The sequence below is a fragment of the Hufsiella arboris genome (genome assembly GCF_009834875.1).
GTDB classification, from domain to species: Bacteria; Bacteroidota; Bacteroidia; order Sphingobacteriales; family Sphingobacteriaceae; genus Hufsiella_A; species Hufsiella_A arboris.
On record NZ_WVHT01000006.1, the window covers coordinates 128317 to 154931 of the forward strand.

The following is a 26615-nucleotide window of genomic DNA, read 5'->3' on the forward strand; positions in this document are numbered from 1 at the left end:
AATATGGAAGTTGTAGTAAATGCCGAACGTACTTATAGTGGAATAATTAGTCAGGAAGAATTCAAACGTCGATGGGCGCTTATTAAAGCAAGAATATTAAGTGGCTATTCTCAAGAAGATTTAGCTTTTCTTTTAGGAAAACCGCCATACTTCATAAGAGACTATGAAGACTTGAATGCAAGCTCAAAACTCGCTTTGGAAGATTTAGAAATCTTGTCGGTTGTTTTAAAAAATCTTTACCCAGAGATCTTACCGTTTGACCGCGATGAGACAGGCGAAAATGAAAAACGTCTTGTAAGAGGAGCTGCAAGAGAAATCGCCGGCATATGCTATTACACGTTCACTCATCCCTGGACTATTGATGGCAAAAATATAAAAATTGTAACTGAAGAAAAAGTGCTTTGTGTTGGTGTAAATACCCTACTGGAAATTAACAACAATATTTATGAATCGTTACTCAATTTGATCGCGGAGGGTTGTTTCAATAATTGGTGTCGACCATTGGAATTATTTCAATTGGTCAATAAGCAATTGAATACTCGAAAAGCCTCCATAAGACCGAGTTACTTAATTCCTGCAATTTACAAACTCATAGCTGAAAAAAAGCTTAAAATGACCTCTGACCGTTTTCGCTTTTGCTATAAGGTTCAAGACGAAGAATAACGTTAACTAACTATTAAGCAGATTAAACCCATTAGACAATTTCCTCTTAAATATTAAAAATCATGAAAAAGCAAAAATTAAAACTTTTAAATCCGATTCAGCCAGTCGATGTTGAATCGGCTCAACTTAAATTAATTAGTGATAAGATTCTCCAACAATTTTCAGTTGAAAAAATTATATGTTTTGGAAGTAAAATTAACAATATTCAAACCCGAAGCTGCTTTGCAATAGAACAAGACCTTTCCGCCACTTCAGAAGATTTAAACAGCTTTAGTCTATTAGTTGTACCGGTAACAGGTGAGGTGATCCACGATATTAGCATTCAGCAAAGAATTGAGGAGGATTGCAAATTTATCGCGAATATCGCAGTTGTCGTTGATAGAATGGCTAATATAAATCAAGCCTTATCAAATGGCAGTTCTTTCTACACTACCATTTACCATAAAGGGAATGTGATATTCGACAATCAAAAAGAGCTATTTGTAACTCCGGGAGTTGGCGAGAATACTAATAAAAGAGTAATCAAAAGGGAAAAATTTTGGGAGCATTGGTATTCCCTTTCATCGGGATTTTTGAAAGGGGCCAAATATTTCGGACAAGAACAAAATAATGAACTCGCAGTTTTTATGCTTCATCAAGCACTGCAACATTGCTACTCTGGTATGTTGAGAGTACTAATTGGCTATAGGACAAATAGCAATAGTTTACGAAGATTACTTCAACTTATAGAAAATGCCTTACCAGATTCATCTTTAGCACCCTTTAGAAAAACAACACCAGAGTATGCAAGATTAACCGCACTATTATTGAAGGGTTTTAGTGATGCCAGATACAATGATAAATTTGATGTTAGCGCCTCAGATGTGTCAAAATTAATTAGCCGGATTGAGGAGATTTTAATAAGCGCAAATGCCACTTGTCAAGACAGACTTTTGGCTATAAAAGAAGGTAAGGCTAAATTGGTGGCGTAAAAGCAGTTGAATCAAGCAAAAGTTTGTAGTTACTAAGGAAAGGATGTTCAAACTATTTGGACACCCTTTCAATACTTTGTTATCAAATTACTCAACAACTAACCTTTTTCAAAATGGTCAAAAAAAGATTCCCATTGGTAGCGCTCGCACATTTTAATGATATGGATGCCGCCAAATTGGCGATAGAAATTGAAAATTCCCTAAAACGCTTGTCGCAAATCAAACCCCGCAACCACCGCGAGGAACTTTCACTGAAAAGTAATTATCACCGGGTAGAAGTCCTCAAAATAATATTGAAGTATCAAAAACACCCGGATCTGCAGCCAAGGGTGGAAGATATCGCTACACTCTCGTAATCAAATTCATAGTTGGAGTCAAATGAATATTAGGAACAATATTCTACCATTGGAACTTTTTGTAAATTACTTTCCTGTTTAGGGAACGCATTCTTGCTTTCCTTGTGATAAGGTTTAGGTTAAAGTCCCTGGCAGCGAGTGTTCGGGACTTTTTATTCTACTATCTACTCATCCTTTTCGCAAAATAAACAAGAAACGAAATCCATACTCCAAAACCTACAATGAAAAAAGGTAACTTATTTGGCGACGTAGTAGCGGCAAGGAATGCACCAGTTCCGATTATGCAGGTAAGACAAAATAAAATGAATGTTTTCATGATATATATATTTTATGCGCTTACAAGGCGCATGGTTTTCCGGTGTTCTATTGGGTCATTTAATTCATTTATCGTAGATGTTTGTGGCTTGGCAGGTTTAGGTTTATTCAATCCTCTGAAAAACCTCATTACAGCTGCCTGTACTTTATCAACGATGCTCCAATCTTTTTCGATATAAATGTCTGTGATTTTGTGATCACCGTCTACATGGTTTAACGCTTCTGCAATACTATCTTTATCCATATGGCATTTATTTCTTGCAATGGTTGCAAAGGTGTGCCGCGCCCAATAAAAGGTAATATCTGGAACGCCCGTTGTCGTACGCAATTGTTGCATTCCCTTGCTCAAAGCTGTATCCAATCCATTATAGGTGCTGTATCTATTCTGTAACTTACCTATGTATTTTTCAAGCAATGGTCTTGCTTCGGGAACAATCTTTATACTTATAAATGCATCATCATCGCGAAGACCACTTGTTTTTGATCGGTTGTATTCTAACCTTGTACTTTCCGGTTCATAGCTACTAAGGTTGTAGAAATCTACAGCGTTCATCCCACACATATAAAAGCTTAGCATAAATAAATCCCTGGCCAACTCTGCGCGACTGTCGGGGTTTACCGCACACTTTTTTAGTTTATTGACCTGCTCAGCTGAAATGTTTCTTTTTTTGGTTTTTGGAGGTGCGCCGATTTTATAAACTTTAAACGGATAATGTTTGATTTTAATAACGCCGATATCCTCATTATTATAAATCTTTCTGGCCTCATTGAATAGCGTTCGTAAATCGCGCATATGGGAGTAAATACCTCCGGTCTGCATACCTTTTTCTGTTGTTGTTACTTCCTTACCTAATTGGTTAACCCGCACCATTGTACGGTCGGTTTGCAACCATTTTTCGTAGGAGAATAGCATACCGGAATTAATCTCTGAAATTGATACGCTCTGCTTTTTAAAATAATCAATCAGGCTGTTTCGGACAGCCCGATGATTATCGGCGGTTCCATCTCTTTTAGCTTTCCGTAATGAAGCAATGTGCTGGGCACAAAAGGCAATAAAATCCACCTCTTTGTCCTTGTTAATTAAATAGGCTTTTAAATCATCACAGGTAAAAAAGTCCAATTTGGGAGCAAGGTCGCCAATGGTTTTTCTATAGTCCGTTAGTGTTTCGTCTAACGATTTAAGGATATGTTTATCCTTGATTTTTAAGTTCCCATCAAGTTGCCGGGCGGTTACATAATGGTTGGTTTCGATAAACCGGCGGACATCTTTGTGGAAAACTTTGATTTGTACGTGGAAGGTTCCATCCTCCCTTTTAAATTGGTCATAAACCACAGCATTTACAGTTGCCATAATCTTGTTTTTTTAGGCCACGTAAAAACGTCATGACGGAATAGTGACGGTTTTGCGCGAAGTTCAACAAATAATTATGCAAGTCCTGACGTTGTGAAGTTTTTACGGTGTCAGCGCCGTGGAATAAATCCGACTCAAAGATATTAAAAAAAGGCCGTTTCCGTTACAGAAACGGCCTTTTACCGGAGAAAAACAGGACCATTACTGTCTGTTTCCCTTGTGCGCCCACCTGGGCTCGAACCAGGGACCAAAAGATTATGAGTCTTCTACTCTAACCGACTGAGCTATAGGCGCTGCTTTGATCAGGGTTAGCACCTGATTTTTGCGAGTGCAATTTTAAGAATTTCAGGCGGTATTTAAAAACATTTGATCCCTAAAATTATTATTTAACGCCAACCACCTTATAACCAGGACCAACATTATCTTTGTAATCTTCGTAATAGACACCGGAAGGCGACACATATACTTTCTGATTTTTAATATAAACTTCTTTTGAACCCTCGGGCAGCTCACTTACAATGTCACCGACTTGTGGCACGCGATCGGTTGTGTTTCCAGAAGCGTTGTCGTTAGTATAATCGTCGCCAATAGATTCGTTTCCTGTTGTACTTTCGGTATTTAACACACCATCTTTGCCAACAATTTTGTATTCGGTTTTGCCATCACTGCCTGACTGAGGCTGATAAAAAGTTCCGTTGTATTCGTAATAGTTCTGGTTGTCGATTGTTACTTGTTTTGCCTTTGACGGCAAGTTGGGTATTATCGCACCAAGCGGGGCCGTTACAACTTCATAATTGTCGTTGTTCTGCCGATAAAATGTTCCTCCTGAATAATAGTAAGGCATTCCGCCATACGAGAACGGATAATAGCCGAATGGAAGAACATTAATCCGAAAGCCTATCGCCGGCCCGAAATAATGGTAAGGATAATATGGTCGGTAACCATAGTAACTATAACCGGGACGGTAATAGCCGTAACCGGGACGGTAATAACCTGCTGACGGACGCACATAGACTCTCGTGTTTCCGGCATAATAATGTGAGTAAACTGGCCGACGCTGGTATAATTCTGAATAATGTCCGCCGGAAGAGTAGTTTCCGCCGTTGGAATGGTATCCTGAAGAACCTCTTGTAGGACGCGGACCACGTGGTTGTGCTGTTGCGTTAAACAGTGTGAGCGTTAAAAAAACGGTCGCTACTGCGAGCGAACCTTTATGAAGATAATTCATTTGATCTTATATTTCACGTTTGACGATCAAAGTCGCCAAAAGGTTAATTTGAATAACGTTAATTTTTGTTAATAACGTACGAATTTTCTGCAATCGTATAGGCATTTAAATTTTTGCTTCAATCTGTTAGCAAAGCAACCTAAAGGGTCACTGACGTTACCTGATAATGGTAATGCTTCCGCTCATTGTCCTGTTTTCTGATGCGAGGTCGATCACATAATAATAGGTCGATAAGGGAAGCGGTGATCCGTTGGAAGTACCATCCCAGGCTTGCTGATATCCTTTTGACTCGAACACGAGCATCCCGTTCCGGTTGAATATCCTGACGGTGCAGGCGGGAAAGCTGGCAATTCCGGTTATGTTCCAGAAGTCGTTGATTCCGTCGCCGTTCGGAGTAAAAGTATTTGGAATTTCGACCTTCACGACGATCTTCACCTCAATAGCCTCACTTACCGCGATATTACCGCACACCGCCAAGGGTGTAACTTCGCATGTCACATGGTCTTTATTATTCAGAGAGCTACTCGTAAAAACCTGGCTATTTGCCCCAACATTATCCCCGTTCACTTTCCATTGATATTTAACGCGACTGCTTGCATTTTCAACTGTAGCAGTGAACGTAATCGGAGTTTCCGGGAATACGCCGTTCTTGTCCGCCTGAATGGTTACAGATGGCTGTACCGGGGCAATGAAGCTGAGTTTAATGTCATTTGAGTTTCCAGGAAATCCTGCCACACAGGTGTTATCGTTATTTATACAGCTACAGCTAACTATATCTCCATCCTTAAGGACAGCGGAACTAAAATCAGCAGTTTTATTTCCGGTACTTTTTCCGTTCACTACCCAGTCGTATGAAACGTTGGAGCCGGCGTTTTCTGAAATCGCGTTAAACGTAACCGATGAACCGGCACACTGGCTGTCGTATTTTGCCTCAATCCTCACTTTTGGTGGCTCTTGTAACTTTACAGTCAGAACTTTTGAATCAGGAGCGGCATCGATATAAAGCGAAGGATCTCCATGTTGGGAAATAGTTATTGTTGTCGTCCCTATGGTTTTCACAGTGACTATTCCATCGTTTGAAATGGTTGCTACCGACGGATTGCTACTTCTATATTCAAGAGGCACCACGGCATTGGATCTTAGCGCTCCAACCTGGAACGGAGCGTCACAGATCGTTTTTGATTCTGGCTGCGGCAACAGGACACGCAGGTATTCTTTAAACGTAAGAATCATCTGAGCCGGCGCGGCATCTTCGAACCGATCATCGCCCTGTTGATTGGCTGTGAGAGTAATCACTCCCGGACGCAACACATGAATAAGGCCGTTCTCTATCGGATAAGCTATCGTGGGGTCACTGCTTGTGTAAACAATTGGTGTGCGATTGTTGGTGCTTGTACCTTTCGGATCATAATTGTTATCAGCTTCAAGATCCCCTCCTCGTTGAGGTGGTAGCGTAATAACGGACGGACGTTTTGTAGACGTAGTGTACACTGCAATGTTAACGATGGTTTCGCTACTGCCGCCGGAATTAAATGCGGTAACTTTATAATCAGTGGGCGGCCACGTTGTTGTCGGCGTACCGGTGATGGCACCTGTCGCAGAATTAAAAGTCAGTCCCGGCGGTAGCTGTTTGTCGATGGTAAACCCAGATATGGTCACTCTTCTCACAATGCCGATATCTCCTAAATACATATAGCCTTTTCCGTCCAGGGTGAGTCCAATAGGGCCGGTAAGTCCGTATGGAACTACCGTTGAGACTGAACCGTTTGGAGAAATCCTTTTTATACTGTATCCGTTCTGTTCGGCCACATAAATGTTCCCCGTCGCATCGGCGCGCAGTTCACGGGGGAAACTCAAACCTGTAGCTAACGTGCTGACCATGCCGTCGGGTGTTATTTTACGCACGGCGCCGTTACTGGCATCTGAAATATAAATATTCTGCCCGGCATCGACGGCAACCGCGGTTGGCGTGTTAAAGCGGGCAGACTGGCGGGGGCCGTTCGTAAATCCGGATGCCTGGCTACCTGCGAAGGTGGCAACTACTCCGTCCGGCGTTATCTTCCTGATTGCATTATTAACCTGGTCGGCAACGTATAAATTGCCTGCCCCGTCAAGTGCAAGTCCGCGCGGATTGTTGAAACTTGCATTGCTGCCTGTCCCGTCGACTAATCCTGAGGCGCCATTTCCGGCCAGGGTTGAAACCATCCCGGAAGGACTGATCTTGCGGATCTTGTGATTACCCTGGTCGCTTACATACAAATTGCCGGCGTCATCAAGCACCAGCGCGTCAGGCTCGTAAAAAGTTGCAGCGGTTCCCAGCCCATCGGTCGAGCCGGATGCACCATAAGCGCTGCCGGCGAAAACAGACAACACGCCTGTCGGGGTTAGCTTCTTTATCTGGTTTAAATTCCAATCCGCAATAAAAACATTTCCGTCTGCATCCACCGCAACTCCGGTTACTGTCGAAAAACCATATGAAGCAATATCCAACGTTCCGTAGGCACTTGGAGGAATAGTCCCGCCGGTATTAACCGGAGTTAAGACAGGAATGGGTTGATTAATAATATAGTTTTGCGGCGAATCGTAAACGATCTTCGGGGGCGGCGATGTGAGGGCAATATCCTTTACAGTAATTTGATCGCTGTTTACTTTCATTACAGTCTTTGCTATATCACCGTTCGGCTTTATAGTAAATCTGGAAGAAAGCGTTTGGGAATATCCCACAGCTGTAGCAAGGCAAAAGAAGCTTGCGATGGATGCTTTTAAAGCATTCATAAATGTGATAATTCGGGTTAGGTGCTAAAATAAACGCCAATGATAAAAATATTAACTGAATAAATTAACCTTAAATCCTGTTTAGGGCAGAGCAAAAACATCCTGTCAAAAAATCTGCTTGCTGTCATCGACAGGGAAATTAAGATTCGCACTTTTACAAAACATCCGCATATTTGCCGTCACAAAAGCACGACAGCTCTATGGAGAATATTAAAAACATCATTTTCGACTACGGCAATGTGATCTTCCTGATCGATTTCAAAAAAACTCAGCATTCCTTTACAGAACTTGGCATTGAAAACGTCGAACGATTTTTCGCGCATACCGGGCACCACGCTATTTTCGACCAGTTTGAACAAGGACAAATCACCGCGGCACAATTCCGTGACGGCATTCGTGAAATCACCGGCAAACCGGATCTAACGGATGATCAGATCGACAATACATGGAACTCGTTGCTTATCGGCATACCACCTGCCAACTATGATATCTTAATGCAGGCAAAAAAGAAATACCGTACTTTTCTATTAAGCAACATCAATGAAATTCACCTGGATTACATTAACAACTACTTGCAGCAGGAATACCATATTCCCTCAAATGATGTTTTTTTCGAGAAGATCTATTACTCTCACCTAGTTGGCAAGCGAAAACCTAACAGGGAAATATTTGAACAGGTTCTCAGTGAAAATAACCTCAATCCGGCTGAAACCTTGTTTATTGACGACAGTCCGCAGCACCTGAAAACCGCCGCCGAACTGGGTATTCAAACGCATTTAATGACGGCGGACGATTCGCTGGAAAAATTCATGGACAGGAATAATTTATTGTAATATTATTCCTAAACAATTGGGAAAATCTAACTGTTAATGTGGGTATGAAAGATTACAGGACCATGGTAGATGCTTTAAACGACTTGAAAAGTCGTGGCTTTACCCTTGATTTTAACTTGGCCAAAGATGCGTTGCACAGCAGCGATAAGACGATAACTCTTCACCCGGATGATTTTGAGATTGCTGAACTTTACAGATTTGAAGGCCCGTCTGATCCGGCTGATAACTCAATCGTTTATGCGATTAAATCAGATAAGTACAACATTAAAGGAACCTTCATAGACGCCTACGGTGTGTATTCCGACGATATTTCGGAAGATCTGCTGAAAAAGCTGAACACACCCGGATAAAAAACTTGAGAGGTCAGCGTCAAAGCAATTATTAGCAACGATGCTGACTTCTCATTACTAACTTCTCCCCGATCTCCTTTTCTTCTCCTTAATTATCAGGCCTAACTCCCGGCTGGTTTGGCCGGCAATCGAAGTATTCTCCTGTGCTCTCCTGAATAAATAAGGAAGTACGGCCTTTACAGGACCATATGGAACATATTTAGCGACATTATAACCGGCGTGGGACAGGTTAAAGCTTAGATTGTCGCTCATACCTAATAATTGTGAAAAGAATATATTGGGATGATTATGCCGCACAGACAACTTATCGGCAAGTTCTGCAAGCAGTTTGCAGCTATTTTCGTTATGAGTGCCGGCAACAAAGGCAACGTGCTCAAGATTCTCCATACAAGCCTGCACTGCCAGGTTATAGTCGCGGTCTGTCGCTTCTTTATCAGGCTGAATCGGTGAAGGATAACCTATTTCGGCTGCGCGCTTCCGCTCCTTTTCCATATAAGCGCCCCGTACAATTTTTGCCCCTAAAATAAACCCGTTGCTTATTGCAAATTGTATATCATCCTTTAATGATTGGAGCTTATCATGACGGTATAGCTGGTAAGTGTTCAGCACGATGGCCCGGTCGCGGTTATATCGGCGCATCATATCAACAGCAAGCTGATCGATCGTTTTCTGAATCCAGCTTTCCTCGGCATCGATCATCACAGGAACATCAGACTCGTAAGCCGCCTGGCAGATCATACTTACACGGCCTTTCAATTTGATCCACTCAACCTGCTCGGAATTATTCAGCTCGCCTTCTGAATCCAGTTTTTCAAGGATGCCAAAACGGCCTACTCCCGTAATTTTGAATACTGTCAGAGGCACTTTTTTATCGCCTTTAGCGCGTTTTATGGTTTTTATAATTTCATCAGCAGTTTCGATAAATACCCTTTCGTCTTCTTCGCCTTCAACAGAATAATCGAGAATTGTCCCGACATGTCCTTCAGCGAGTTGGTTGATCGTATGTTCGCATTCGCCGATGGTTTCGCCGCCGCAAAACTGGCTGAAGATGGTCGACTTAATCAATGGGACGATAGGTAAGCCAATTTTAAGCGCGGTATTGGTGATCGAAGGACCGATCTTAGTCAGAAAATTGCTGCTTATTATTTTAAATAGCCAATATGCTCTTTCCATCTCCGCGGGCGATTTGCCCTTAAAAGCAATCTCAGTGTTATCAAAATTCAACTTCGCTGATTGACCAACCTCGGGGTCTGATACGTTCTCTACCATCCGGCAAAGTTATGAAATGCCAAATGAACATCTGTTAACATTTTGTAAGTTTGCGCCATGATTTCATTCAAACTTGAGGGCGATTTCATCCCCTTAATACAGCTTCTCAAGGCTGTAAACCTTGTTCAAACAGGCGGCGAAGCGCAGATGGTTGTTTCGGAAGGACTGGTAATCTGCAACGATGAGGTTGAAACCCGAAAGCGTTACAAAGTGAAACGCGGTGATGTCATCGAATTTGAAGGAAACAAAATAACCGTATCATAATGCAGCCAATAGTAAGCGACCAGTACTCAGTTTTTTTCGATGATACGCTAAGTTCCCTGCGTTCATTTATCAGCGAAAGCAATTATTCAAAGATCTTTTTTCTTTGCGACCGGATCACAAGCGAAAAATGCCTGCCTTATGTGGTAAGCAATCTTCCTGATCTTACGGAATACGACATCATTGAAGTAGATGAAGGAGAAGAAAATAAGAATATTGATTACTGCATCGGTATATGGAACATGCTGCTTGATTTCGGCGCCGACCGCAACAGCCTTGTCATAAACGTTGGCGGAGGCGTTATCACAGATATGGGAGGTTTCGCTGCAGCCACCTATAAACGCGGGATTGACTTTGTGCAGGTTCCCACGACCCTACTTTCGCAGGTTGATGCCTCTGTTGGCGGAAAAACCGGCATCGATCTTGGCTCTGTTAAAAATATCATCGGCACCTTTACACTGCCAAAAGCGGTGTTTATTTCGACCAGGTTCCTGGAAACACTAAATCGCAGAGAGTTGATCTCAGGCTTTGCCGAAATTATAAAGCATGGTTTAATTTATGATCGCTCCTATTTTGAGCTGATATCGGAAACATATCCTTTGAAAGTCGGCCAGGAAATTATTTACCGTTCGGTAGCTATCAAAAACGAAGTAGTAACAATCGATCCGAAAGAAAAAGGATTACGTAAGATCCTGAACTTTGGCCACACGATCGGCCACGCCGTTGAAAGCTACTTCCTCGATAAAGGCAAAAATGCGCTGCTTCATGGCGAAGCTATCGCGATCGGAATGATCTGCGAAGCCTTTCTATCACATAGCTGTAATAATTTGCCGAAAGAAGATCTGAACCTGATTTGCCAATATCTTTGTAAAGTTTTTCCGGTTAGAGCTATCGACGAATCGGTTTATCCCGACCTGATAAGCGTCATGCAAAATGATAAAAAGAACGAAAAAGATAAGATTGGATTCGCGTTACTCAGCAAGATCGGAAAGTGCGACTTTAACATTTACCCGGATGAAAAACAAATTATCGAAAGCCTTGGCTTTTATAATGATTTGTTAAAATGAACGACCACAGAAATATTTACGTTGTAGCTCTGGTGAGCATGCTGGCTATACTTACCATAGCCGAAATGTTCTTCAGCTACCTGCATAACAGGAAGTATTATTCCAAACAGCATACCTGGGCGACCATTTACCTGACGGCTGTCGCCATCGTGGTGAACTTTTCGATGAAAACGGCTACGTTCTTTGTGCTCGATTACTTTTACCAATTCCGTTTTTTCGAAATTCAGAACGTCGTTTTATATTGGTTTGTATTAGTAATTGCGCAGGATTTCCTCTATTGGGCGCTGCACGCACTCGGTCATTTTTCACGGTTCTTCTGGGCCGTCCACGTTACGCATCACTCATCGTCGGATTTTAACCTGGCAACCGGTTTCCGCTCAACGGTTTTTGAGCCGATATACCGCATGCTTTTTTATGTTCCGCTTGCGCTGATGGGTTTTAACGCGCTCAATATTCTCTTCGCATACCTTGTGACGCAACTTTACGGAAACCTTGTTCATACACAAACTATTCGTAAAATGCCCAAGTGGTATGAGTACATTTTTGTAACGCCTTCTCACCACCGGGTCCACCATGCCAGCAACATTCGTTACCTTGATAAAAATATGGGCATGATCCTGATCATCTGGGACCGCCTGTTCGGCACTTTCCAGGAAGAGCTGGATGATGAAGAGGTAATATATGGAATTACAAAACCTGTAGAGCCCGGGCCTGTAAATATCATCTTCCATGAATTTAAGGACCTGGTAAATGACATGAAGAAGTCGCCCTCTCTGAGAGATAAAATCAAATATGCACTTAATGCCCCGGGATGGAGCCACGATGGCAGCACACAAACCGCCAAAGTGATGCAAAAAGAGCTTCTTGAAAGGGAGAAAGGCTTGTCCCAGCCGGATAAGAGGCAGATCGCCGATTTCGCGAATTAATCAACGCTATCTATGGATTCTTTCAGTAAAAAAATTTCGATCCGCTGGGCTGACCTCGATCCGAATTTTCATCTTCGCCACAGTGTTTACTATGATTTTGGCTCGCAATTTAGAGTTGAATTACTCAACCAACACGGTTTAACATTGAAGGTGATGCAAAATGAATCTATCGGCCCCATTCTTTTCAGGGAAGAATGTGTTTTCCGCCGGGAAATTGTCTTCGGTCAGGACATCACCATCACCGCAAAGATGTCGAAAATGAGAAGTGATGCTTCGCGCTGGACAATTCAGCATGAGTTTTTAAATGATGAAAATAAACTATGCGCACTGCTGACACTCGACGGCGCATGGATGGATACACAGAAAAGAAAACTCGCCTCACCTATCCCGCAGATAGTCGTGGATGTTTTCAATAAGTTTCCTAAAGCGGAAGATTTCACTTTACTCACTTAAACTTAGCGCTGAATTCAGAGGCTTTAAATGGTTCCTGTTCAGGATCCGGATAAATGATTTAACCTGTTTGTTAAAATTTGACTGGCTGATCCGCCTGTTCTCATAAAGTTCTGGGTGATCGTCCTGGAACTGAAACAGATCATCCGCACTGTTCAACTTAAGCAGTTGCGTCGTATTGTGAATGAAGCCTATCGTTTCAAATGTCACAGGTTCCAGGATAAAACAAATCACCTTGTCAGACAACACCCAAGCCGCTCCCATTTCGTTTAAACACACCTCGCTCTGTTTGTAATTTTGTGTGATTACCTGGATTACGGCAGCGGAGCCGATGATCTTACTTTTTATCGAATCCTTAAAATCGCTTCCGCTTTTCGGACCGGTATCCTTCGCGGAGCTGTAAAATATCCGGTCGCGGCTAATACCCAAGCCGATATTTAGTATTTTTTCTACAAATGGGGTGACGATCTTTTCGTCTTTGCTTGAATGGCTTATAAAAATTGGTCTCTCGCTTAACATATTAATTTAAATTCCGTTCCACACTTCCTGATCTGGTATTCCTAATTTGAGAGCAGAACAAATATACTAATATTTTTAGTAAAATGTATTAAGACAGCTTACAAAAAAACCCCAGACCGATAATAGGCTGAGGCTTTCAATTTGTCCGGAAAGGTTATTTAAAATTGCGGGGCTTCCGGTTTATTCTGAAGTACTTCTTCAATTTTTGCCATTACGTCATCGTTTAACAACCCCACCACATCCAGCGCGGTAAGATTTTCTTTTAACTGCTGAGTTTTAGATGCGCCCAGGATAACAGTACTCACATGCGGATTTTTCAAACACCAGGCCAGGGCAAGTTTGGGAAGGCTTGTTCCCAGTTCGTCGGCAATGGCTTTTAGTTTTCTGGCCTTTTCAATATTTTCTTCCGTCAGGCGTTTATTTTCCAGCCAGCCCAGCGATTTAATAGCACTGAACCTGGTATCGTCTGGGCGTGAGTCGTTGTATTTTCCCGAAAGCAGGCCGGATGCAAGCGGGGACCATATCGTAGTACCAATTCCGTGATCCCTGAAGAGCATCGAATATTCGTTTTCTAGTTTATTACGTTCTATCATGCTGTATTCCGGCTGTTCCATCGTGGGTCCGATTAAATGATATTCTTTCGCTACCGCAATTGCCTCACGGATTTCATAAGCGCTCCATTCGGAGGTACCCCAGTACAGTATTTTCCCCTGCTGCAATAATGTATTCATTGCCCAAACGGTTTCTTCTATTGGTGTATCCTTATCCGGGCGGTGACAGAAGTACAGATCCAGGTAATCGACCTGTAAGCGCTTTAACGCAGCATGACAGGCTTCAATGACATGCTTCCGCGATAAACCCACCCTGTTTACGCCCTTGGGTTCCGCGCCGAAAAACACCTTGCTGGAAACGATAAATGATTCGCGGTCCCAACTCTTGCTTTTTAAAATGTTCCCCATCACGATCTCTGATTTTCCTCCTGCATAAGCTTCAGCGTTATCGAAAAAATTAACGCCCTGCTCGTAGGCAATACTCATCAGCTCGTCGGCAACTTTATCTTCAATCTGGTTGCCGAAAGTGAGCCAGCTGCCAAGTGACAGTGCACTTACCTGGAGTCCGGATTTTCCTAAACGTCGGTATTCCATATACAATGATTTTGATTTTTAACCGATGTACTGAGTAAATGTTTAGCGGTGACAGCGTGTTTATTTACCAGCGAAGGGTTTGTCCCTGATTTTTAAACCCGGGTGAAGCGGCAGACCCCGATATTAAATCGGGGCTACAGCGGAACACGGGGCTATCGGCAGCTAAGGAAAGTGGAAACTGCTTTTCAAATAACTAACTTACTAATTGATTTATCCCTTGATGAGTGCATTTATTTTACTTACATCATTCTCATGTGCCCTGGAGTTAACATAATTGTTAATCAAGTCTTATAATTTGGAAAGCAATACCATTGCTAATTGGTTATGACAGCCCCGTTTAGCTTCTACTCCTTGCTCCAACGCACAATCAGGCCGCCGCTCCGGGTAACCGCTTCACCCTCTAGGTTTAAAGATGAGCGGTTATGCTTTTATTGTCAAATCGCACTGGTCCATGCATCCTGACCATAATGTCAGCGAGTTTGCTCCATTGCCATAAGTGTAATTGCTAACTTACCTCGTAAAAATTCTGTTAGACAAACCATTAAATTTATTAATTTACCCCCCTGTTTTTGAGTTTAGAATTTCGTAAATCCGTTTTTAACGCATGCAATTAAACCGACTGGAAATCAAAGGTTTTAAGAGTTTTGGCGACAAGATCACTATTAACTTCAATGAAGGAGTTACGGCCATTGTTGGGCCAAACGGCTGCGGTAAATCGAATGTTGTAGACTCAATACGCTGGGTTTTAGGCGAACAAAGTACGCGCATGCTCCGGTCGGAGAAGATGGAAAACATCATCTTCAACGGGACAAAAAGCCGCAAGCCTTCAAATCTCGCTGAAGTTTCGCTGACTTTTGACAACACAAAAAATGTCCTTCCTACGGAATTTTCGCAGGTTACCATTACACGTAAATTATATCGCAGCGGAGAAAGTGAATACCGGCTAAATGATGTACAGTGCCGCCTGAAGGATATTACTGACCTCTTTCTGGATACAGGCATCGGCCCCGATTCTTATTCTATCATTGAGTTAAAAATGATCGACGAGATCATCGCCAACAAAGAAGGATCACGACGGGCCTTGTTTGAAGAAGCGTCAGGTATTTCCAAATATAAGCTCCGTAAAAAACAGACCTTCAGTAAATTAAAAGACACGGAGGCAGATCTGAGTCGTGTTGAAGATCTCCTGTTTGAAATTGAAAAAAATTTAAAAACACTTGAAAACCAGGCAAAAAAAGCCGAGCGTTATTATCGCCTGAAAGATCAGTATAAAGAGTTAAGCATACAGCTCGCCTCTTTCAAAATTACCGGATTTCGTGATTCGCTGAATACGCTCGAAAAACAGGAAGAAGAGCAAAATACCGGGCGGAGTGAAATTACCACATCGATTGATAAGCTCGAAGCTTCTTTGCAGCAGTTAAAGCTCGACAGCCTGACAAAAGAAAAGAACCTGTCAGCACAGCAAAAGGTCACAAATGAGTACACCTCTAAAATCAGGGCTTACGAAAGTGAAAAGAAAGTCAAGAACGAACAGTTACGCTTTTTACAGGATAAGGAAAAGCGTTTAACCGAAGAACTTGAAAAAGACAAGGGACAGCTGAACCACGTCCTTTACAATATCAAACGTTTAACGGAAGAGCATTTCCAGGAAAATGAGAACCTGATCCTGGTAAAATCTTCCCTGGAGGATAAAAAAGAAGAACTTGAAGAACTGCGTGTGCAGCAGCAGTCGTCAAAAAATAAGCTTGACCAAACCGCAAAAGAGAATAACGATCTGCAAAACCAGCTTTACAAACTGGAGAAGGATATCGATATCCTGAATATCCAGCAGGAAGCATTGCAGCAGGAAAGCTTGCGAAACGTAGCCGATACAGAATCGCGGGAAATTGAGCTGAATGAGTTTAACAAGGCTGTGGCCACTCTTGAAGAAAAGTTAACGTCGCTTGAGGCCTTGTTTTCCGATAGCCGGCAGTACGAAGATGATTTGCAAGCCAACATTGTGAACAGCCAGGAGCTGATTCGAAGCAAAAGCGAGCAGATCAACGCGGAAGGCCGGCGAATGGATGCTAAACAGAACGAATACAACCTGACAAAATCGCTGGTGGATAACCTCGAGGGTTTTCCGGAGTCGATTCGTTTTTTAAAAAAGGCGACGGGCTGGGCAAAACAGGCGCCTCTTTTTTCGGATGTGTTATTTTGCAAAGAGGAATACCGCATTTCAATCGAAAACTACCTGGAACCGGTGATGAACCACTACGTAGTTGAAACTGCTGCTGAAGCTGTTCATGCAATCCGGCTTTTAAGCGATTCGGCGAAGGGGCGGGCAAACTTCTTTGTACTCCAAGCTATAGAACCGATTGCACCCACCTCGGAAGCCCCGGATCGGGGAAATCTTATTCCGGCCTTGAGCATTATCGAGGTCGAAAAGAAATACCGCCCCCTTTGTGAGATGCTGCTTCAGAACGTTTACCTCCTGACCGGTTCGGAAGAAGAAGAACTTAACAAAGGAATTCCATCCGACCGGGTGATCTTGAGCGCAAGCGGCAAATTTTCGAAAACCAGGACTGGTATATCAGGCGGATCGGTAGGATTGTTTGAAGGAAAACGCATCGGTAGGGCTAAAAACCTTGAAAATTTATCCAAAGAAATAAAAACGCTCGAATCATCCATCAGCGGCTTAAAAAACACCGTTGCGGAAGAAAATGAGCGTTTGACTGTTTACCGGAATTCTTCAAAAAGAGAAGAGCTGGCGGAACTGCAAAACACGATCAATCGCACCAACCAGGAGTTAATCTCCGTAAAAACAAGGCAGGAACAATACCTGGAATTTATTCAGAACAGCCGCAACCGCAAACAGGATATTGAAACGAAGATTGCGTCGATAAAAGTTGAACTGACAGAAGCCCAACCCAGGATCATTGCCATCCAATCTGAAAAAATGATTAAAAGCGCCGACCTGATTGACATGCAGCAGCAATACACTGAGCTTTCGGAGCTGGTGACTGTAAAATCCACTGCATATAACCAGGAAAATATCCGCTTTCACCAGCAGCAAAACAAAGTTTCGGGACTGGAAAAAGACCTCGAATACCGGGAAAGCCAGCAAAATAATCTTGATGTACGGATCCAGGGCAACCAGGCAGAACTCGAGAAAGCACTGGATGAAATCAAAGTAACACTTTTGCATGTAGATCATTCTGACGAGGACCTGATGGATATGTACCAACAAAAGGAAGATCTTGAAAAAGGCGTGCAGGAGATGGAACAGCATTATTACGCGATCCGAGGTATTATCAACGACACGGAAACAGAAATAACGGCCCAGCGCAGGCGAAAAGAAAACGCAGAACATTTGGCGGCCGAAATAAGAGATAAAAAAACAACGCTCAAACTCGAACTGAATAGCCTGAAGGAACGTTTATCGGTTGAATTTTCGGTCGATATCAGCGACCTGCTTGATGGTGAAGTTCCGCCGAATGAGAACGAACAGGATCTGCGGGAAAAAACCGACCGCATGAAAAGGCAGCTTGACGAGTTCGGTGCCATTAATTCCATGGCGATGGAGGCTTACCGCGAGATGGACAGCCGTTATAATTTCATCCTCGGTCAGAAGAAAGACCTTCTCGATGCTAAAGCGTCACTGCTGGAAACGATCAAAGAAATTGACGACACTGCGAAGGAGAAGTTCATGGACGCTTTCACGAATGTCCGCGACAGTTTTATCCATGTTTTCCGCTCCTTGTTCAATGAAGAAGACAGCTGCGACCTGGTTTTAAGCGATCCGGAAAACCCGCTTGACTCGGATATTGAGATCCTGGCGCGTCCGAAGGGAAAAAGGCCATTATCTATTAATCAATTATCCGGAGGCGAGAAAACCCTTACCGCTACTGCCCTGCTGTTTTCTTTGTATCTGTTGAAACCGGCGCCTTTCTGTATTTTCGACGAGGTTGACGCACCGCTCGATGATACCAACATCGATAAATTCAATAATATCATTCGTAAGTTTTCGGACAGATCACAATTCATCATCGTATCACATAACAAGCGTACTATCGCCAGCACCGATATAATTTATGGTGTTACGATGGTCGAGCAGGGAATTTCGAGAGTTGTGGCGGTTGATATGAGGGAAGTCGCTTAAGCTAAGACCGGCTTACTTTTTCGTAGATGTTTTGTAGTTGATGAGTATGCCGTTGCGTATGGAAAATTATAAAATAAATCCACTCCTTCTGTGTCAGCGTTCCGAAAACAGGTAACTGGAATCCTATACAAATTTCATCCAGGTCGTAATCGTTTATCACTTTCGTAATTTCCTGTTTGCGCTGCTGTAAGGCTGCAATGATGGCATCTTTCTCAAGATAATCATCCGTTGGCCAAACGAAATCGGGTGATTGCATTTTGATTGAATGGTCAAGAAAAAGCTTTTTTAATGGTTCAACTTTTTCGCCAGGATCGCGATCAGCTTTAACCGTTACTCCGCCAAAAAGCTCCGGAATACCCGATTGGAATTTCGTCACATGATCTGCCACCTGGGCGCCTGTCCAGCTGTCTTTAAACGGAACAGTATTTATCTGCTCGTCCGAGAACAAATTAATAGCATCCAGGAGTTGTTCCTCAGTTCGCTCGAACTGTTCCGAAAGATTCGACTTGTCCATTGTTTATTCTTTCGAATAAAATTAGACACTCTTTATATCTTAAAATAGGTGGCAATCCGACAATAAACGGGTTGGAAGCGACAATCTAAATAAGAAAGGCTTGCAATTGCAAGCCTTTAAAGAACGTAATAGTTATCTCTTTCCCCGGAGATGATCGAGGATCATACCGTTGAATTTACCGGGATCTAACTTTCTGTTTATGGTAGCCTGCTCAGTCGCTGTAAGATCAGTAGCAGCGTTTTGCTTGCTCAGCGTAACTGCTTTTGCACCAGCGATGACTACCGCCGTACCGGTGAACGAACCAGTACCCGCATAATTCAGCGCATAGCGAAGTTCTGTTTCGTTAACATCGCCCCAGTCGTGTGTAACATCGTCGACCGCGTCCTGGTCAACTTTCATTCCTGAATAATAGCCCCCTGTATTACTCTGATTCTTGGTTTCGAACTCAGGCGTATAGATATCGATCTTATCGATGTGAATTCCAAAAAACCCAACAGGTTTTCCGTAAGTGGTGGTTCCAATCAATTTAACTTCAGAGAGTACGGGCCGTAAGTTATTTATCAGCAACTCACTAGCAGAGGCTGTAGAACCGCTAACAATAAAATAAACCCTGTTAATGTTTAATCCACCTTTTTTAGAAAAGTGCTCAACATTACCCTGGTTGTCAGTTGGCTGATATCCCACATCTGCGTAAGTATAATACTTTCCGTTGATGGCCTGCGAACTAGGCTGGATTTCACCATCTTCATCCAAAATCGGCTGATGAATAAGCACTGATGACTTTCTCTGAGTGGTTGTTAAATTCTGCAGGTATTGGTTAAAGTAATAAGTAAACATCACCTTACCGGTTTGAGACGCCGGAGCAATTGAATTAGCCATATAGCCCGATGTGCTTACATATCCACCGCCATTATATCGCAAATCAATAACTAACTCCGAAACACCCTGGCCTTCAAAACTTGAAAAGGCAGACTGAATTTTAGTGGTATCTGAAGTGAAACTGTTGTACACAATGTAACCTACTTTCTTAGCGCCGACCGTGTAAACATGTGTGTATAAAATTGGATTTAAATTGTAGAATCCCCGTGTAACGGTTACATCTTTTGAAGCCCCATTATTATCAACCACAGTCAGTTTCACGTTAGAATTTCCGCCAAAAATTCCATTGTTAATCGCATCAACACTGGTTTGCGAAGTTAAATCAACCGTTGTTCCATTAACTTTGGTAACCTTGAAACCACGTTTTAATCCAGCTGTAGCGGCCGGTGAAGTAGCATAAACTGAACTTACTCTTACATTTCTGTCCGGGTCCGCCTTAACCGAAAATCCGTAATCGCCACCCTGTCCGCCGAGCTGTCCCGACACAGTTCCGTCATCGATAAATGAATACTTAGGCTCCTTTCCATCCACATATTCGTACGGTTTACTTGTTTCAGGATTGTTTGAAAATTGTGTCAAAGCGAACAATTCAGCCTCATTTGAGCTGTATTTGCGAGGATTGAACGTGGCGTAATCAGGGAGACTGGAGTTCCAGTAATAAAGCTCCTTTGTATATAGATAGATAGAATCTTTTGTCAGTTCATCGCGGGTTCCGGTCGTGGGTGGGCCGCTTGGAGTTCCGGTATCTTTTTTGTCTTTTTTACAAGATTGCAAGGCTGCTGAACCTGCCAATAAAAGAGCGAAAAAATAAATAAGTCGTTTTCTCATATACTTCAAATCATACTATAAATCTAACGAAAATTAGTAACATCCAAATAATCGGCACCGGCTGCCGCGGCAAAATCCTCATCACTATTCGTAGCGCCAATTATCAAAACATCCCGTCTTAAAAGCTGATGTTTTTCAAGGATATACGTAAAGACATCCGAGTCTGGTTTAGGTTTTATTTCATCTGCGAAAAAAACCCTAAGATAGTTTTCAAGCCCGTTCCATTCTATTTGTCTGATCTTGTTGAGCTGCTGTTCCGGATTCCCGTTGGTTACTATAAAAATAGACTTGCGATCAACTACAATTTCCTGTAACAACGACAGCATCTCCGGAAACAAAATAAGCTTCAGGGGCAGACGGGCCGTTATATGCAAACGTTCAAAGTTGTCCTGATATTTTTTATCTATCGCAAAAGCTTCGCTTGCTTTTTCAAAAATCCGGTCTGAGCCGTAATTTTCATAAACTTTTTTCATGAAAGCGGTCAGATCAGCGGCCGGAGGAACCGTTTCTGTATATTCAATAAAGCTGGCAAAGAGGTAATAAACCTGTAATAAATAGTCCTTTTGCGGATACAATACATCATCAAGCTCAAATATGAACGCTTTCTTTCGAGGGTCCAGGTCAGCGTATTTAATCATCAATAGGCAATATAAATTTTTAAAGAGTCAGCGGATTCCGAGAAAATACCACATGGTTGCACATCTCGTATAACAGGATTCCCCTCTTGAGTTGTTTCAAATTTATGCAACACGCTTGCTTCAGGGGTAAAAACAGTAATTCCGTATTCGCTAAACAACTGTTTTGATTCTGCAAGTAATCTAATTTCCTGGTAGCATAAGGGATAAACCATTGTAATTCCGTTGTCAAGACACAAAGTCAATAATTCATGTGCAAAACTTAGCGACGCAGAAGATGGAATCTTAATAAAACAAATTCCCGGTAATTTTACAGATGGAAGCGGTTTATGATCGCCTAAAAAAACGTCCCCGTCATCTGCAATTAACGATTTCAATTTATAGGCCTGTGATGAAGATCCCGCAGTTATTAATCCCGCCATTATTCAGTAACTATTTTTCCGTCGCGCATAAGTATTTTACGATCTGCCATTTGCGCCAGATCCTCGTTGTGAGTTACGATAATAAATGTCTGTCCGGTTTTCTCCCGCAGTTCAAAAAAAAGCTCGTGAAGGCTTTGAGCGTTTGCTGTATCCAGGTTTCCGGAAGGTTCATCGGCCATAACAACGGCCGGTTGATTAATTAGCGCCCGTGCGATGGCAACCCGTTGCTGCTCTCCACCGGACAGTTCCGACGGCTTATGCTGGGCACGATGTTCCAGACCGAGCATCTTCAACAGCTCAAGCGCACGTACCCCAGCCTGTTTTTCGTTTTTGCCAGCGATAAAAGCCGGAATACAAACATTCTCCAGCGCTGTAAATTCAGGCAGAAGATGGTGAAACTGGAAAATAAACCCGATATACTGATTCCTGAAAATACTTAATCGTTTGGAGGAAAGCTTGTTAATACTGATCTTATTGATCAGAACTTCACCTTTATCGGCTTTATCGAGCGTGCCGATAATATGCAGTAAGGTACTTTTTCCCGCCCCTGAAGGTCCAGTTATAGTAACAATCTCACCGGTAGATACATGAATATCTACTCCTTTTAAAATTTCCAGCTTATTATATGATTTGCTGATTCCTGTTGCCTGAAGCATGCTGCGAAAATACTATTTATGACTTTCATTCTTAGCCGAATTCGGATTGTTTTCCCTGCCGGCAAGCCATAAAAGCGAATTAATGATAAATTGATTTTGATAAGGCTCGGAAAATGTATGAGACAATGTTTTGGTATCGGCGCCAAACTTATGTTCATAGTCCATATCATTATGCCCCATATTCAGGTAAACCATTCGGTATTTTTTGTTCGTCCAGGCGACAGGATAATAACCCGAATGCCATATTTCGGACTGCTTGGGCCCCGTGCCTAATGGAAAGCTCGTTGAATCGATGGCAAGCAAAATGTCAATATCTTTATTTTTTGTGAGATCATTTTGCCAGCGATACCATTCATTAGCCGCTGCCTTAAACTTCACCGGAAGCTTTTTGCAAACTGCATGCTGTTTATCTTCTACCTTTAAGATGGCTGAGGTTGGCCGCCATGTATTGCTGCCATACTGACCCGAACCTAAGAATTGATTATGGTACCAATCCCAGTTCTGGTTATAGTCGGACGGGGTTAAAGCAAAGGCCGAAAAATGAAATCCCATCCACGCTCCGCCATTTTCCATATATCGTTGAAAAGCATCTCGCTGTTCGGATTTCTCCGGTCGCGTGTCAAGAAACAGAACTACCTGGTATCCCGATAGAAATTTATCATTAAGATTATTCCAGTTACTCGTCGTGTCGTACCTGAATTGATATTTCTTAGCAACTGTGTTAAACCAAATGTTTGCTTCGCGAACAAAGCTTACATGTGCCTGGTCGTTTATTCCGGTAAAAAAGGCAATAACATTGAATCGCGGAACATGAGCCGACGTTTCCAGCGATGCGATTAACAGAATGCATAGAATAAGTTTATATTTCATTCGGTATCGGTTGATGTCATGAGAGCTTAAACCGCCGACAATTTAAACAAATGCACATTACTTGCCGACAATTTATTTTTTTTGGTAGTTTTACCCGCAAATAGTTTAAAAGCAATGAACATTCACGAATATCAAGGAAAAGCCATTTTAAAAAGCTATGGCGTACGCATTCAGGAAGGTATTGTTGCCGATACGCCGGAAGAGGCTGTTGAGGCTGCAAAAAAATTGAAAGAGGATTTTAACTCTGACTGGGTTGTGGTAAAAGCACAGATCCATGCAGGCGGACGCGGAAAAGGTGGTGGCGTTAAATTGGCAAAAAACCTTGATGAAGTGAAACAAAGAGCATCCGACATTATCGGCATGCAATTAATTACTCCACAAACTGGTGTTGAAGGTAAAAAAGTAAACAAGGTTTTGGTAGCTCAGGATGTGTATTATCCCGGCGAAAGCGCAACCAAAGAATTTTACATGAGCGTTCTGCTGGATCGCGCCAAAGGACGTAACATAGTGATGTATTCAACCGAAGGCGGTATGGATATCGAAGAAGTTGCCGAACACACTCCTCACCTGATCTTCAAAGAAGAGATTGATCCTAAAGTTGGTCTGCGTCCATTCCAGGCCAGCAAGATCGCTTTCAATTTAGGTTTGAGCGGAGCAGCTTATAAAGAAATGACCAAATTTGTTGCCGCATTATATAAAGCGTATGAAGGAACGGATTCATCAATGTTCGAAATTAACCCGGTTCTGAAAACATCCGATGACAAAATTTTAGCGGTAGACGCAAAAGTAAATTTGGATGATAACGGATTATTCCGTCATCCGGATTACGCTGCTTTACGCGACACGACTGAGGAAGATCCAACCGAAGTTGAAGCAAGCGAAAGCAACCTCAACTACGTTAAGCTTGATGGGAATGTTGGCTGTATGGTTAACGGTGCCGGCTTAGCGATGGCGACGATGGACATTATTAAACTTGCCGGCGGCGAGCCTGCAAACTTCCTGGATGTTGGCGGTACCGCAAATGCGCAAACTGTTAAAGCTGCATTCAACATCATCCTCAAAGATCCGAACGTAAAGGCTATTCTGATCAACATCTTTGGTGGTATCGTTCGTTGCGACCGTGTTGCTCAGGGTGTTATTGATGCTTACCAGGAAATCGGCAACATTCCGGTTCCGATTATCGTTCGCCTTCAGGGTACAAATGCTGAAGAAGCTAAAAAGCTGATCGACGAATCAGGACTGAAAGTTTATTCAGCAATTTTACTTAGAGAAGCGGCTGACAGAGTAAAAGAAGTTCTGGCGAAATAACAACGCAAACTGATATAGAAAGCCTTCCTAAGAAATTGGGAAGGCTTTTTTTTTATTGACAAACGCAGACAGCGTTTGGAACGTTGTCTGCATTACTAACCGTTTAAATAAATTTTAACTGCGGCTATAAAGCTATTAGTTTCGTTCTATAACTTTGATTTGTTGACATAACACAAACTAACCATGAGCGATAAAACATTAGAGGCATCAGCCAAAATTCAAATTTCGAAATCACCTGCTGAAGTTTTTGAAGCAATAGTAAACCCAGATAAGATGTCGAACTATTTCATTGCAGACAGCAACGGGCGGCTGGAAGAAAGCAAAGAACTAATCTGGCATTTCCCCGAGTTTAAAGATGATTGCCCGGTGCGTAGCAGCAAAATTACCAAAAACGAATTTGTATCGTTTTATTGGGGACCTGATGAAGATGAAACCCTGGTTGAAATTTCTTTAACGGAAAAAAATGGTGGAACCGTTGTGTCTGTCGCCGAAAAAAGCAAGGAAAACAACGAAGCCGGAATTAAATGGCTGCGTGGCAACACCGAAGGCTGGGCTAACTTCCTGGCTTGTATGAAAGCTTATCTCGAATATGGGATCAATCTCCGGAAAGGCGCTTTCGATTTTATGAAATAATTAAATAAACCTTTGTTTTTCTTCGATTTTAAGCCTGCCTGATGTATTGCGAAAATCGTTAATATAAATAGTTGAATAATTATTGGTGGGACACCAACAAAGGCGTGAGGTTTATTGACGACACTGCAGTTCTTCTATGTTCAGCTTGCCCGGCAACTTCCAAAAATCAGGGAACAGCCCCTGCATTTTAGCCCGGATTGAAGCGGATACCGGCCCAAGTGGCTAATGCCTGTGCAGTATAAGCGGAAAGCCGGAACAAACATCAATCGTCGAACTGCCACTGCGCTTCAAAAATATAGAATAACTAACTTATTTTGTGAGGACTTACAATAAAATAACCGCTGAAAGCCGGAACAACATTAATCAACAAACTGGCACTGCGCTTCAAATAAGTTATGTAAATGATGTATAGTGAATTATTAGAACGCAGATCATGTCATAAGACATTGTTCGATAAACGGTGTTTTTGAAAAGCATAAACTGATATTCTTCGGCTGCTTCAGTCCCACTGTTTGCTGTAGTTTTGCTGGTTATGCAAAAATGATCGCAACTGCTGAACGACGCAAAAGCTGCCGCTACCATTGGGTTTATTGATGGCAGGACAGTTCTTCTATGTTCAGCTTGCCCGGCAACTGCCAAAAATTATGGAACAGCCCTTGCATTTTAGCCCGGATTGAAGCGGATTCCGGCCCAAGTGGCTAATGCCTGTGTAGTATTAGCGGAAAGCCGGAACAAATTTCAATCATCGAACTGAAGTTGCGCTTCCAATCAAACGGAATTATCGGTAAATAAGCAATTAAGGTTGAGATGATTTTCAGGCTAAACTAAAAGCTGATATCTTTTTGTAACTCCATACTTTTACAGAAATTGAAATGATCAATTATCAAATCATGGCGCATATTAAATTAACAAACGAAAACCTTCCGGGAATAAGCGGATTATTAAACTACCGGCCTGAGACAGCAAAACCGTTATTAGAGCTTGCAGAAAACTTTGTTAAGAGGCGAATCAACGCTTACAAGCGGCGAAAGGGAAATTATTGCCTCATCGGTGTCGTATAAAAACGACTGCCATTTTTGCCATACATCGCATGGTGCGGCTGCCGCTACACATTTAAACAAAGGCCCCGAATTTATTGATGATATCAAAGCCGGATTGGGCGAAACTGAAATAAGTCCGAAGCTAAAAGCGCTGTTAAACATTGCACACACCAATCGCGAAGCAACTGTTTGATATGTCACTCAAGTAGC

General features: G+C 42.4%; 25 protein-coding genes and 1 tRNA gene. 13 read left to right on the forward strand and 13 right to left on the reverse strand.

The annotated features are described in order from the left end of the window. The first annotated feature begins 3 nt into the window (after positions 1–3). The 3 genes from GS399_RS13690 (at position 4) to GS399_RS13700 (ending at position 1990) form a co-directional block, all read left to right on the forward strand. Positions 4–663 carry a helix-turn-helix domain-containing protein gene (locus GS399_RS13690; protein WP_160845214.1) on the forward strand — a complete coding sequence of 220 codons (660 nt, stop codon included), beginning with the start codon at positions 4–6 and terminating at the stop codon, positions 661–663. Positions 664–725: 62 nt separating this feature from the next. Next, positions 726–1634: a HEPN domain-containing protein gene (locus tag GS399_RS13695; protein ID WP_160845215.1), complete on the forward strand. Its 909-nt coding sequence runs from the start codon at positions 726–728 to the stop codon at positions 1632–1634. A 113-nt stretch (positions 1635–1747) separates the two neighbouring features. Then, positions 1748–1990: a hypothetical protein gene (locus GS399_RS13700; RefSeq protein ID WP_160845216.1), complete on the forward strand. Its 243-nt coding sequence runs from the start codon at positions 1748–1750 to the stop codon at positions 1988–1990. A gap of 328 nt (positions 1991–2318) precedes the next feature. Here the strand turns inward: GS399_RS13700 and GS399_RS13705 are convergent, their stop codons facing one another. From GS399_RS13705 to GS399_RS13720, 4 genes are all read right to left on the reverse strand, one after another. Further along, positions 2319–3656 carry a site-specific integrase gene (locus tag GS399_RS13705; protein ID WP_160845217.1) on the reverse strand — a complete coding sequence of 446 codons (1338 nt, stop codon included), beginning with the start codon at positions 3654–3656 and terminating at the stop codon, positions 2319–2321. A gap of 220 nt (positions 3657–3876) precedes the next feature. Then, a tRNA-Ile gene (locus GS399_RS13710) sits at positions 3877–3950 on the reverse strand. Positions 3951–4038: 88 nt separating this feature from the next. Then, positions 4039–4884: a DUF6515 family protein gene (locus GS399_RS13715; RefSeq protein WP_237487950.1), complete on the reverse strand. Its 846-nt coding sequence runs from the start codon at positions 4882–4884 to the stop codon at positions 4039–4041. Positions 4885–5040: 156 nt separating this feature from the next. Then, positions 5041–7659 (reverse strand): T9SS type B sorting domain-containing protein, encoded by a 2619-nt coding sequence (locus GS399_RS13720; protein ID WP_160845218.1) that lies wholly within the window; start codon positions 7657–7659, stop codon positions 5041–5043. Between the two features lie 200 nt (positions 7660–7859). Between GS399_RS13720 and GS399_RS13725 the strand changes: the two genes are divergently transcribed. Together GS399_RS13725 and GS399_RS13730 are read left to right on the forward strand one after the other, a co-directional pair. Further along, positions 7860–8492 carry an HAD family hydrolase gene (locus tag GS399_RS13725; protein ID WP_160845219.1) on the forward strand — a complete coding sequence of 211 codons (633 nt, stop codon included), beginning with the start codon at positions 7860–7862 and terminating at the stop codon, positions 8490–8492. Between the two features lie 44 nt (positions 8493–8536). Further along, complete coding sequence (locus GS399_RS13730) at positions 8537–8842, forward strand: phosphoribosylpyrophosphate synthetase (RefSeq protein WP_160845220.1); 306 nt, start codon at positions 8537–8539, stop codon at positions 8840–8842. Positions 8843–8899: 57 nt separating this feature from the next. Here GS399_RS13730 and GS399_RS13735 read toward each other — a convergent pair whose 3' ends face one another. Further along, on the reverse strand, positions 8900–10111 hold the full coding sequence (locus GS399_RS13735) for a proline dehydrogenase family protein (RefSeq protein ID WP_160845221.1): 1212 nt from the start codon (positions 10109–10111) through the stop codon (positions 8900–8902). A gap of 57 nt (positions 10112–10168) precedes the next feature. Here GS399_RS13735 and GS399_RS13740 point away from each other — a divergent pair, with 57 nt between their 5' ends. From GS399_RS13740 to GS399_RS13755, 4 genes are read left to right on the forward strand one after another with little or no spacing between them, the layout of a single operon-like run. Next, the gene (locus GS399_RS13740) at positions 10169–10375 is read left to right on the forward strand and encodes an RNA-binding S4 domain-containing protein (protein WP_160845222.1); all 207 of its coding nucleotides are present in this window, start codon (positions 10169–10171) and stop codon (positions 10373–10375) included. Next, positions 10375–11439 carry a 3-dehydroquinate synthase gene (gene aroB, locus GS399_RS13745; RefSeq protein ID WP_160845223.1) on the forward strand — a complete coding sequence of 355 codons (1065 nt, stop codon included), beginning with the start codon at positions 10375–10377 and terminating at the stop codon, positions 11437–11439. The genes GS399_RS13740 and aroB overlap by 1 nt, the downstream gene beginning before the upstream one ends. Further along, complete coding sequence (locus tag GS399_RS13750) at positions 11436–12365, forward strand: sterol desaturase family protein (protein WP_160845224.1); 930 nt, start codon at positions 11436–11438, stop codon at positions 12363–12365. Before aroB ends, GS399_RS13750 begins: the two co-directional genes overlap by 4 nt. 12 nt (positions 12366–12377) lie before the next feature. Continuing rightward, complete coding sequence (locus GS399_RS13755) at positions 12378–12818, forward strand: acyl-CoA thioesterase (RefSeq protein WP_160845225.1); 441 nt, start codon at positions 12378–12380, stop codon at positions 12816–12818. On the opposite strand, the gene GS399_RS13760 is transcribed toward GS399_RS13755, so the two are convergent. Together GS399_RS13760 and GS399_RS13765 are read right to left on the reverse strand one after the other, a co-directional pair. Further along, the gene (locus GS399_RS13760; protein ID WP_160845226.1) at positions 12807–13334 is read right to left on the reverse strand and encodes a toll/interleukin-1 receptor domain-containing protein; all 528 of its coding nucleotides are present in this window, start codon (positions 13332–13334) and stop codon (positions 12807–12809) included. The genes GS399_RS13755 and GS399_RS13760 overlap by 12 nt on opposite strands. A 158-nt stretch (positions 13335–13492) precedes the next feature. After that, positions 13493–14479 carry a potassium channel beta subunit family protein gene (locus GS399_RS13765; RefSeq protein ID WP_160845227.1) on the reverse strand — a complete coding sequence of 329 codons (987 nt, stop codon included), beginning with the start codon at positions 14477–14479 and terminating at the stop codon, positions 13493–13495. Positions 14480–15083: 604 nt separating this feature from the next. Here GS399_RS13765 and smc point away from each other — a divergent pair. Further along, positions 15084–18620 (forward strand): chromosome segregation protein SMC, encoded by a 3537-nt coding sequence (gene smc, locus GS399_RS13770; protein ID WP_160845228.1) that lies wholly within the window; start codon positions 15084–15086, stop codon positions 18618–18620. A gap of 1 nt (position 18621) precedes the next feature. Here smc and GS399_RS13775 read toward each other — a convergent pair whose 3' ends face one another. The 6 genes from GS399_RS13775 to GS399_RS13800 form a co-directional block, all read right to left on the reverse strand. Next, positions 18622–19134: a DinB family protein gene (locus GS399_RS13775; RefSeq protein ID WP_160845229.1), complete on the reverse strand. Its 513-nt coding sequence runs from the start codon at positions 19132–19134 to the stop codon at positions 18622–18624. Positions 19135–19266: 132 nt separating this feature from the next. Next, positions 19267–20841, reverse strand: a complete 1575-nt coding sequence (locus GS399_RS13780) for a S41 family peptidase (protein ID WP_160845230.1) — start codon at positions 20839–20841, stop codon at positions 19267–19269. Between the two features lie 23 nt (positions 20842–20864). Further along, the gene (locus tag GS399_RS13785; RefSeq protein ID WP_160845231.1) at positions 20865–21479 is read right to left on the reverse strand and encodes an HAD family hydrolase; all 615 of its coding nucleotides are present in this window, start codon (positions 21477–21479) and stop codon (positions 20865–20867) included. Next, the gene (locus GS399_RS13790) at positions 21479–21898 is read right to left on the reverse strand and encodes an ATP-grasp domain-containing protein (protein ID WP_160845232.1); all 420 of its coding nucleotides are present in this window, start codon (positions 21896–21898) and stop codon (positions 21479–21481) included. Before GS399_RS13790 ends, GS399_RS13785 begins: the two co-directional genes overlap by 1 nt. After that, the gene (locus GS399_RS13795; RefSeq protein WP_160845233.1) at positions 21898–22554 is read right to left on the reverse strand and encodes an ABC transporter ATP-binding protein; all 657 of its coding nucleotides are present in this window, start codon (positions 22552–22554) and stop codon (positions 21898–21900) included. Before GS399_RS13795 ends, GS399_RS13790 begins: the two co-directional genes overlap by 1 nt. A gap of 12 nt (positions 22555–22566) precedes the next feature. Further along, positions 22567–23424 carry a ThuA domain-containing protein gene (locus GS399_RS13800; RefSeq protein WP_160845234.1) on the reverse strand — a complete coding sequence of 286 codons (858 nt, stop codon included), beginning with the start codon at positions 23422–23424 and terminating at the stop codon, positions 22567–22569. Positions 23425–23538: 114 nt separating this feature from the next. On the opposite strand from GS399_RS13800, the gene sucC reads away from it, so the two are divergent. The 3 genes from sucC (at position 23539) to GS399_RS13815 (ending at position 26598) form a co-directional block, all read left to right on the forward strand. Beyond that, positions 23539–24732 (forward strand): ADP-forming succinate--CoA ligase subunit beta, encoded by a 1194-nt coding sequence (sucC, locus tag GS399_RS13805; protein ID WP_160845235.1) that lies wholly within the window; start codon positions 23539–23541, stop codon positions 24730–24732. A gap of 183 nt (positions 24733–24915) precedes the next feature. Continuing rightward, the gene (locus GS399_RS13810; RefSeq protein WP_160845236.1) at positions 24916–25365 is read left to right on the forward strand and encodes an SRPBCC domain-containing protein; all 450 of its coding nucleotides are present in this window, start codon (positions 24916–24918) and stop codon (positions 25363–25365) included. A 981-nt stretch (positions 25366–26346) separates the two neighbouring features. Continuing rightward, positions 26347–26598, forward strand: a complete 252-nt coding sequence (locus tag GS399_RS13815) for a carboxymuconolactone decarboxylase family protein (RefSeq protein WP_202409464.1) — start codon at positions 26347–26349, stop codon at positions 26596–26598. Positions 26599–26615 lie beyond the last annotated feature (17 nt).

Bases quoted from the DNA above. Each gene is read 5' to 3' on its own strand.
- GS399_RS13690 (WP_160845214.1), top strand. From the start codon at position 4: ATGGAAGTTGTAGTAAATGCCGAACGTACTTATAGTGGAATAATTAGT.
- GS399_RS13695 (WP_160845215.1), top strand. From the start codon at position 726: ATGAAAAAGCAAAAATTAAAACTTTTAAATCCGATTCAGCCAGTCGAT.
- GS399_RS13700 (WP_160845216.1), top strand. From the start codon at position 1,748: ATGGTCAAAAAAAGATTCCCATTGGTAGCGCTCGCACATTTTAATGAT.
- GS399_RS13705 (WP_160845217.1), bottom strand. From the start codon at position 3,656: ATGGCAACTGTAAATGCTGTGGTTTATGACCAATTTAAAAGGGAGGAT.
- GS399_RS13715 (WP_237487950.1), bottom strand. From the start codon at position 4,884: ATGAATTATCTTCATAAAGGTTCGCTCGCAGTAGCGACCGTTTTTTTA.
- GS399_RS13720 (WP_160845218.1), bottom strand. From the start codon at position 7,659: ATGAATGCTTTAAAAGCATCCATCGCAAGCTTCTTTTGCCTTGCTACA.
- GS399_RS13725 (WP_160845219.1), top strand. From the start codon at position 7,860: ATGGAGAATATTAAAAACATCATTTTCGACTACGGCAATGTGATCTTC.
- GS399_RS13730 (WP_160845220.1), top strand. From the start codon at position 8,537: ATGAAAGATTACAGGACCATGGTAGATGCTTTAAACGACTTGAAAAGT.
- GS399_RS13735 (WP_160845221.1), bottom strand. From the start codon at position 10,111: ATGGTAGAGAACGTATCAGACCCCGAGGTTGGTCAATCAGCGAAGTTG.
- GS399_RS13740 (WP_160845222.1), top strand. From the start codon at position 10,169: ATGATTTCATTCAAACTTGAGGGCGATTTCATCCCCTTAATACAGCTT.
- aroB (WP_160845223.1), top strand. From the start codon at position 10,375: ATGCAGCCAATAGTAAGCGACCAGTACTCAGTTTTTTTCGATGATACG.
- GS399_RS13750 (WP_160845224.1), top strand. From the start codon at position 11,436: ATGAACGACCACAGAAATATTTACGTTGTAGCTCTGGTGAGCATGCTG.
- GS399_RS13755 (WP_160845225.1), top strand. From the start codon at position 12,378: ATGGATTCTTTCAGTAAAAAAATTTCGATCCGCTGGGCTGACCTCGAT.
- GS399_RS13760 (WP_160845226.1), bottom strand. From the start codon at position 13,334: ATGTTAAGCGAGAGACCAATTTTTATAAGCCATTCAAGCAAAGACGAA.
- GS399_RS13765 (WP_160845227.1), bottom strand. From the start codon at position 14,479: ATGGAATACCGACGTTTAGGAAAATCCGGACTCCAGGTAAGTGCACTG.
- smc (WP_160845228.1), top strand. From the start codon at position 15,084: ATGCAATTAAACCGACTGGAAATCAAAGGTTTTAAGAGTTTTGGCGAC.
- GS399_RS13775 (WP_160845229.1), bottom strand. From the start codon at position 19,134: ATGGACAAGTCGAATCTTTCGGAACAGTTCGAGCGAACTGAGGAACAA.
- GS399_RS13780 (WP_160845230.1), bottom strand. From the start codon at position 20,841: ATGAGAAAACGACTTATTTATTTTTTCGCTCTTTTATTGGCAGGTTCA.
- GS399_RS13785 (WP_160845231.1), bottom strand. From the start codon at position 21,479: ATGATTAAATACGCTGACCTGGACCCTCGAAAGAAAGCGTTCATATTT.
- GS399_RS13790 (WP_160845232.1), bottom strand. From the start codon at position 21,898: ATGGCGGGATTAATAACTGCGGGATCTTCATCACAGGCCTATAAATTG.
- GS399_RS13795 (WP_160845233.1), bottom strand. From the start codon at position 22,554: ATGCTTCAGGCAACAGGAATCAGCAAATCATATAATAAGCTGGAAATT.
- GS399_RS13800 (WP_160845234.1), bottom strand. From the start codon at position 23,424: ATGAAATATAAACTTATTCTATGCATTCTGTTAATCGCATCGCTGGAA.
- sucC (WP_160845235.1), top strand. From the start codon at position 23,539: ATGAACATTCACGAATATCAAGGAAAAGCCATTTTAAAAAGCTATGGC.
- GS399_RS13810 (WP_160845236.1), top strand. From the start codon at position 24,916: ATGAGCGATAAAACATTAGAGGCATCAGCCAAAATTCAAATTTCGAAA.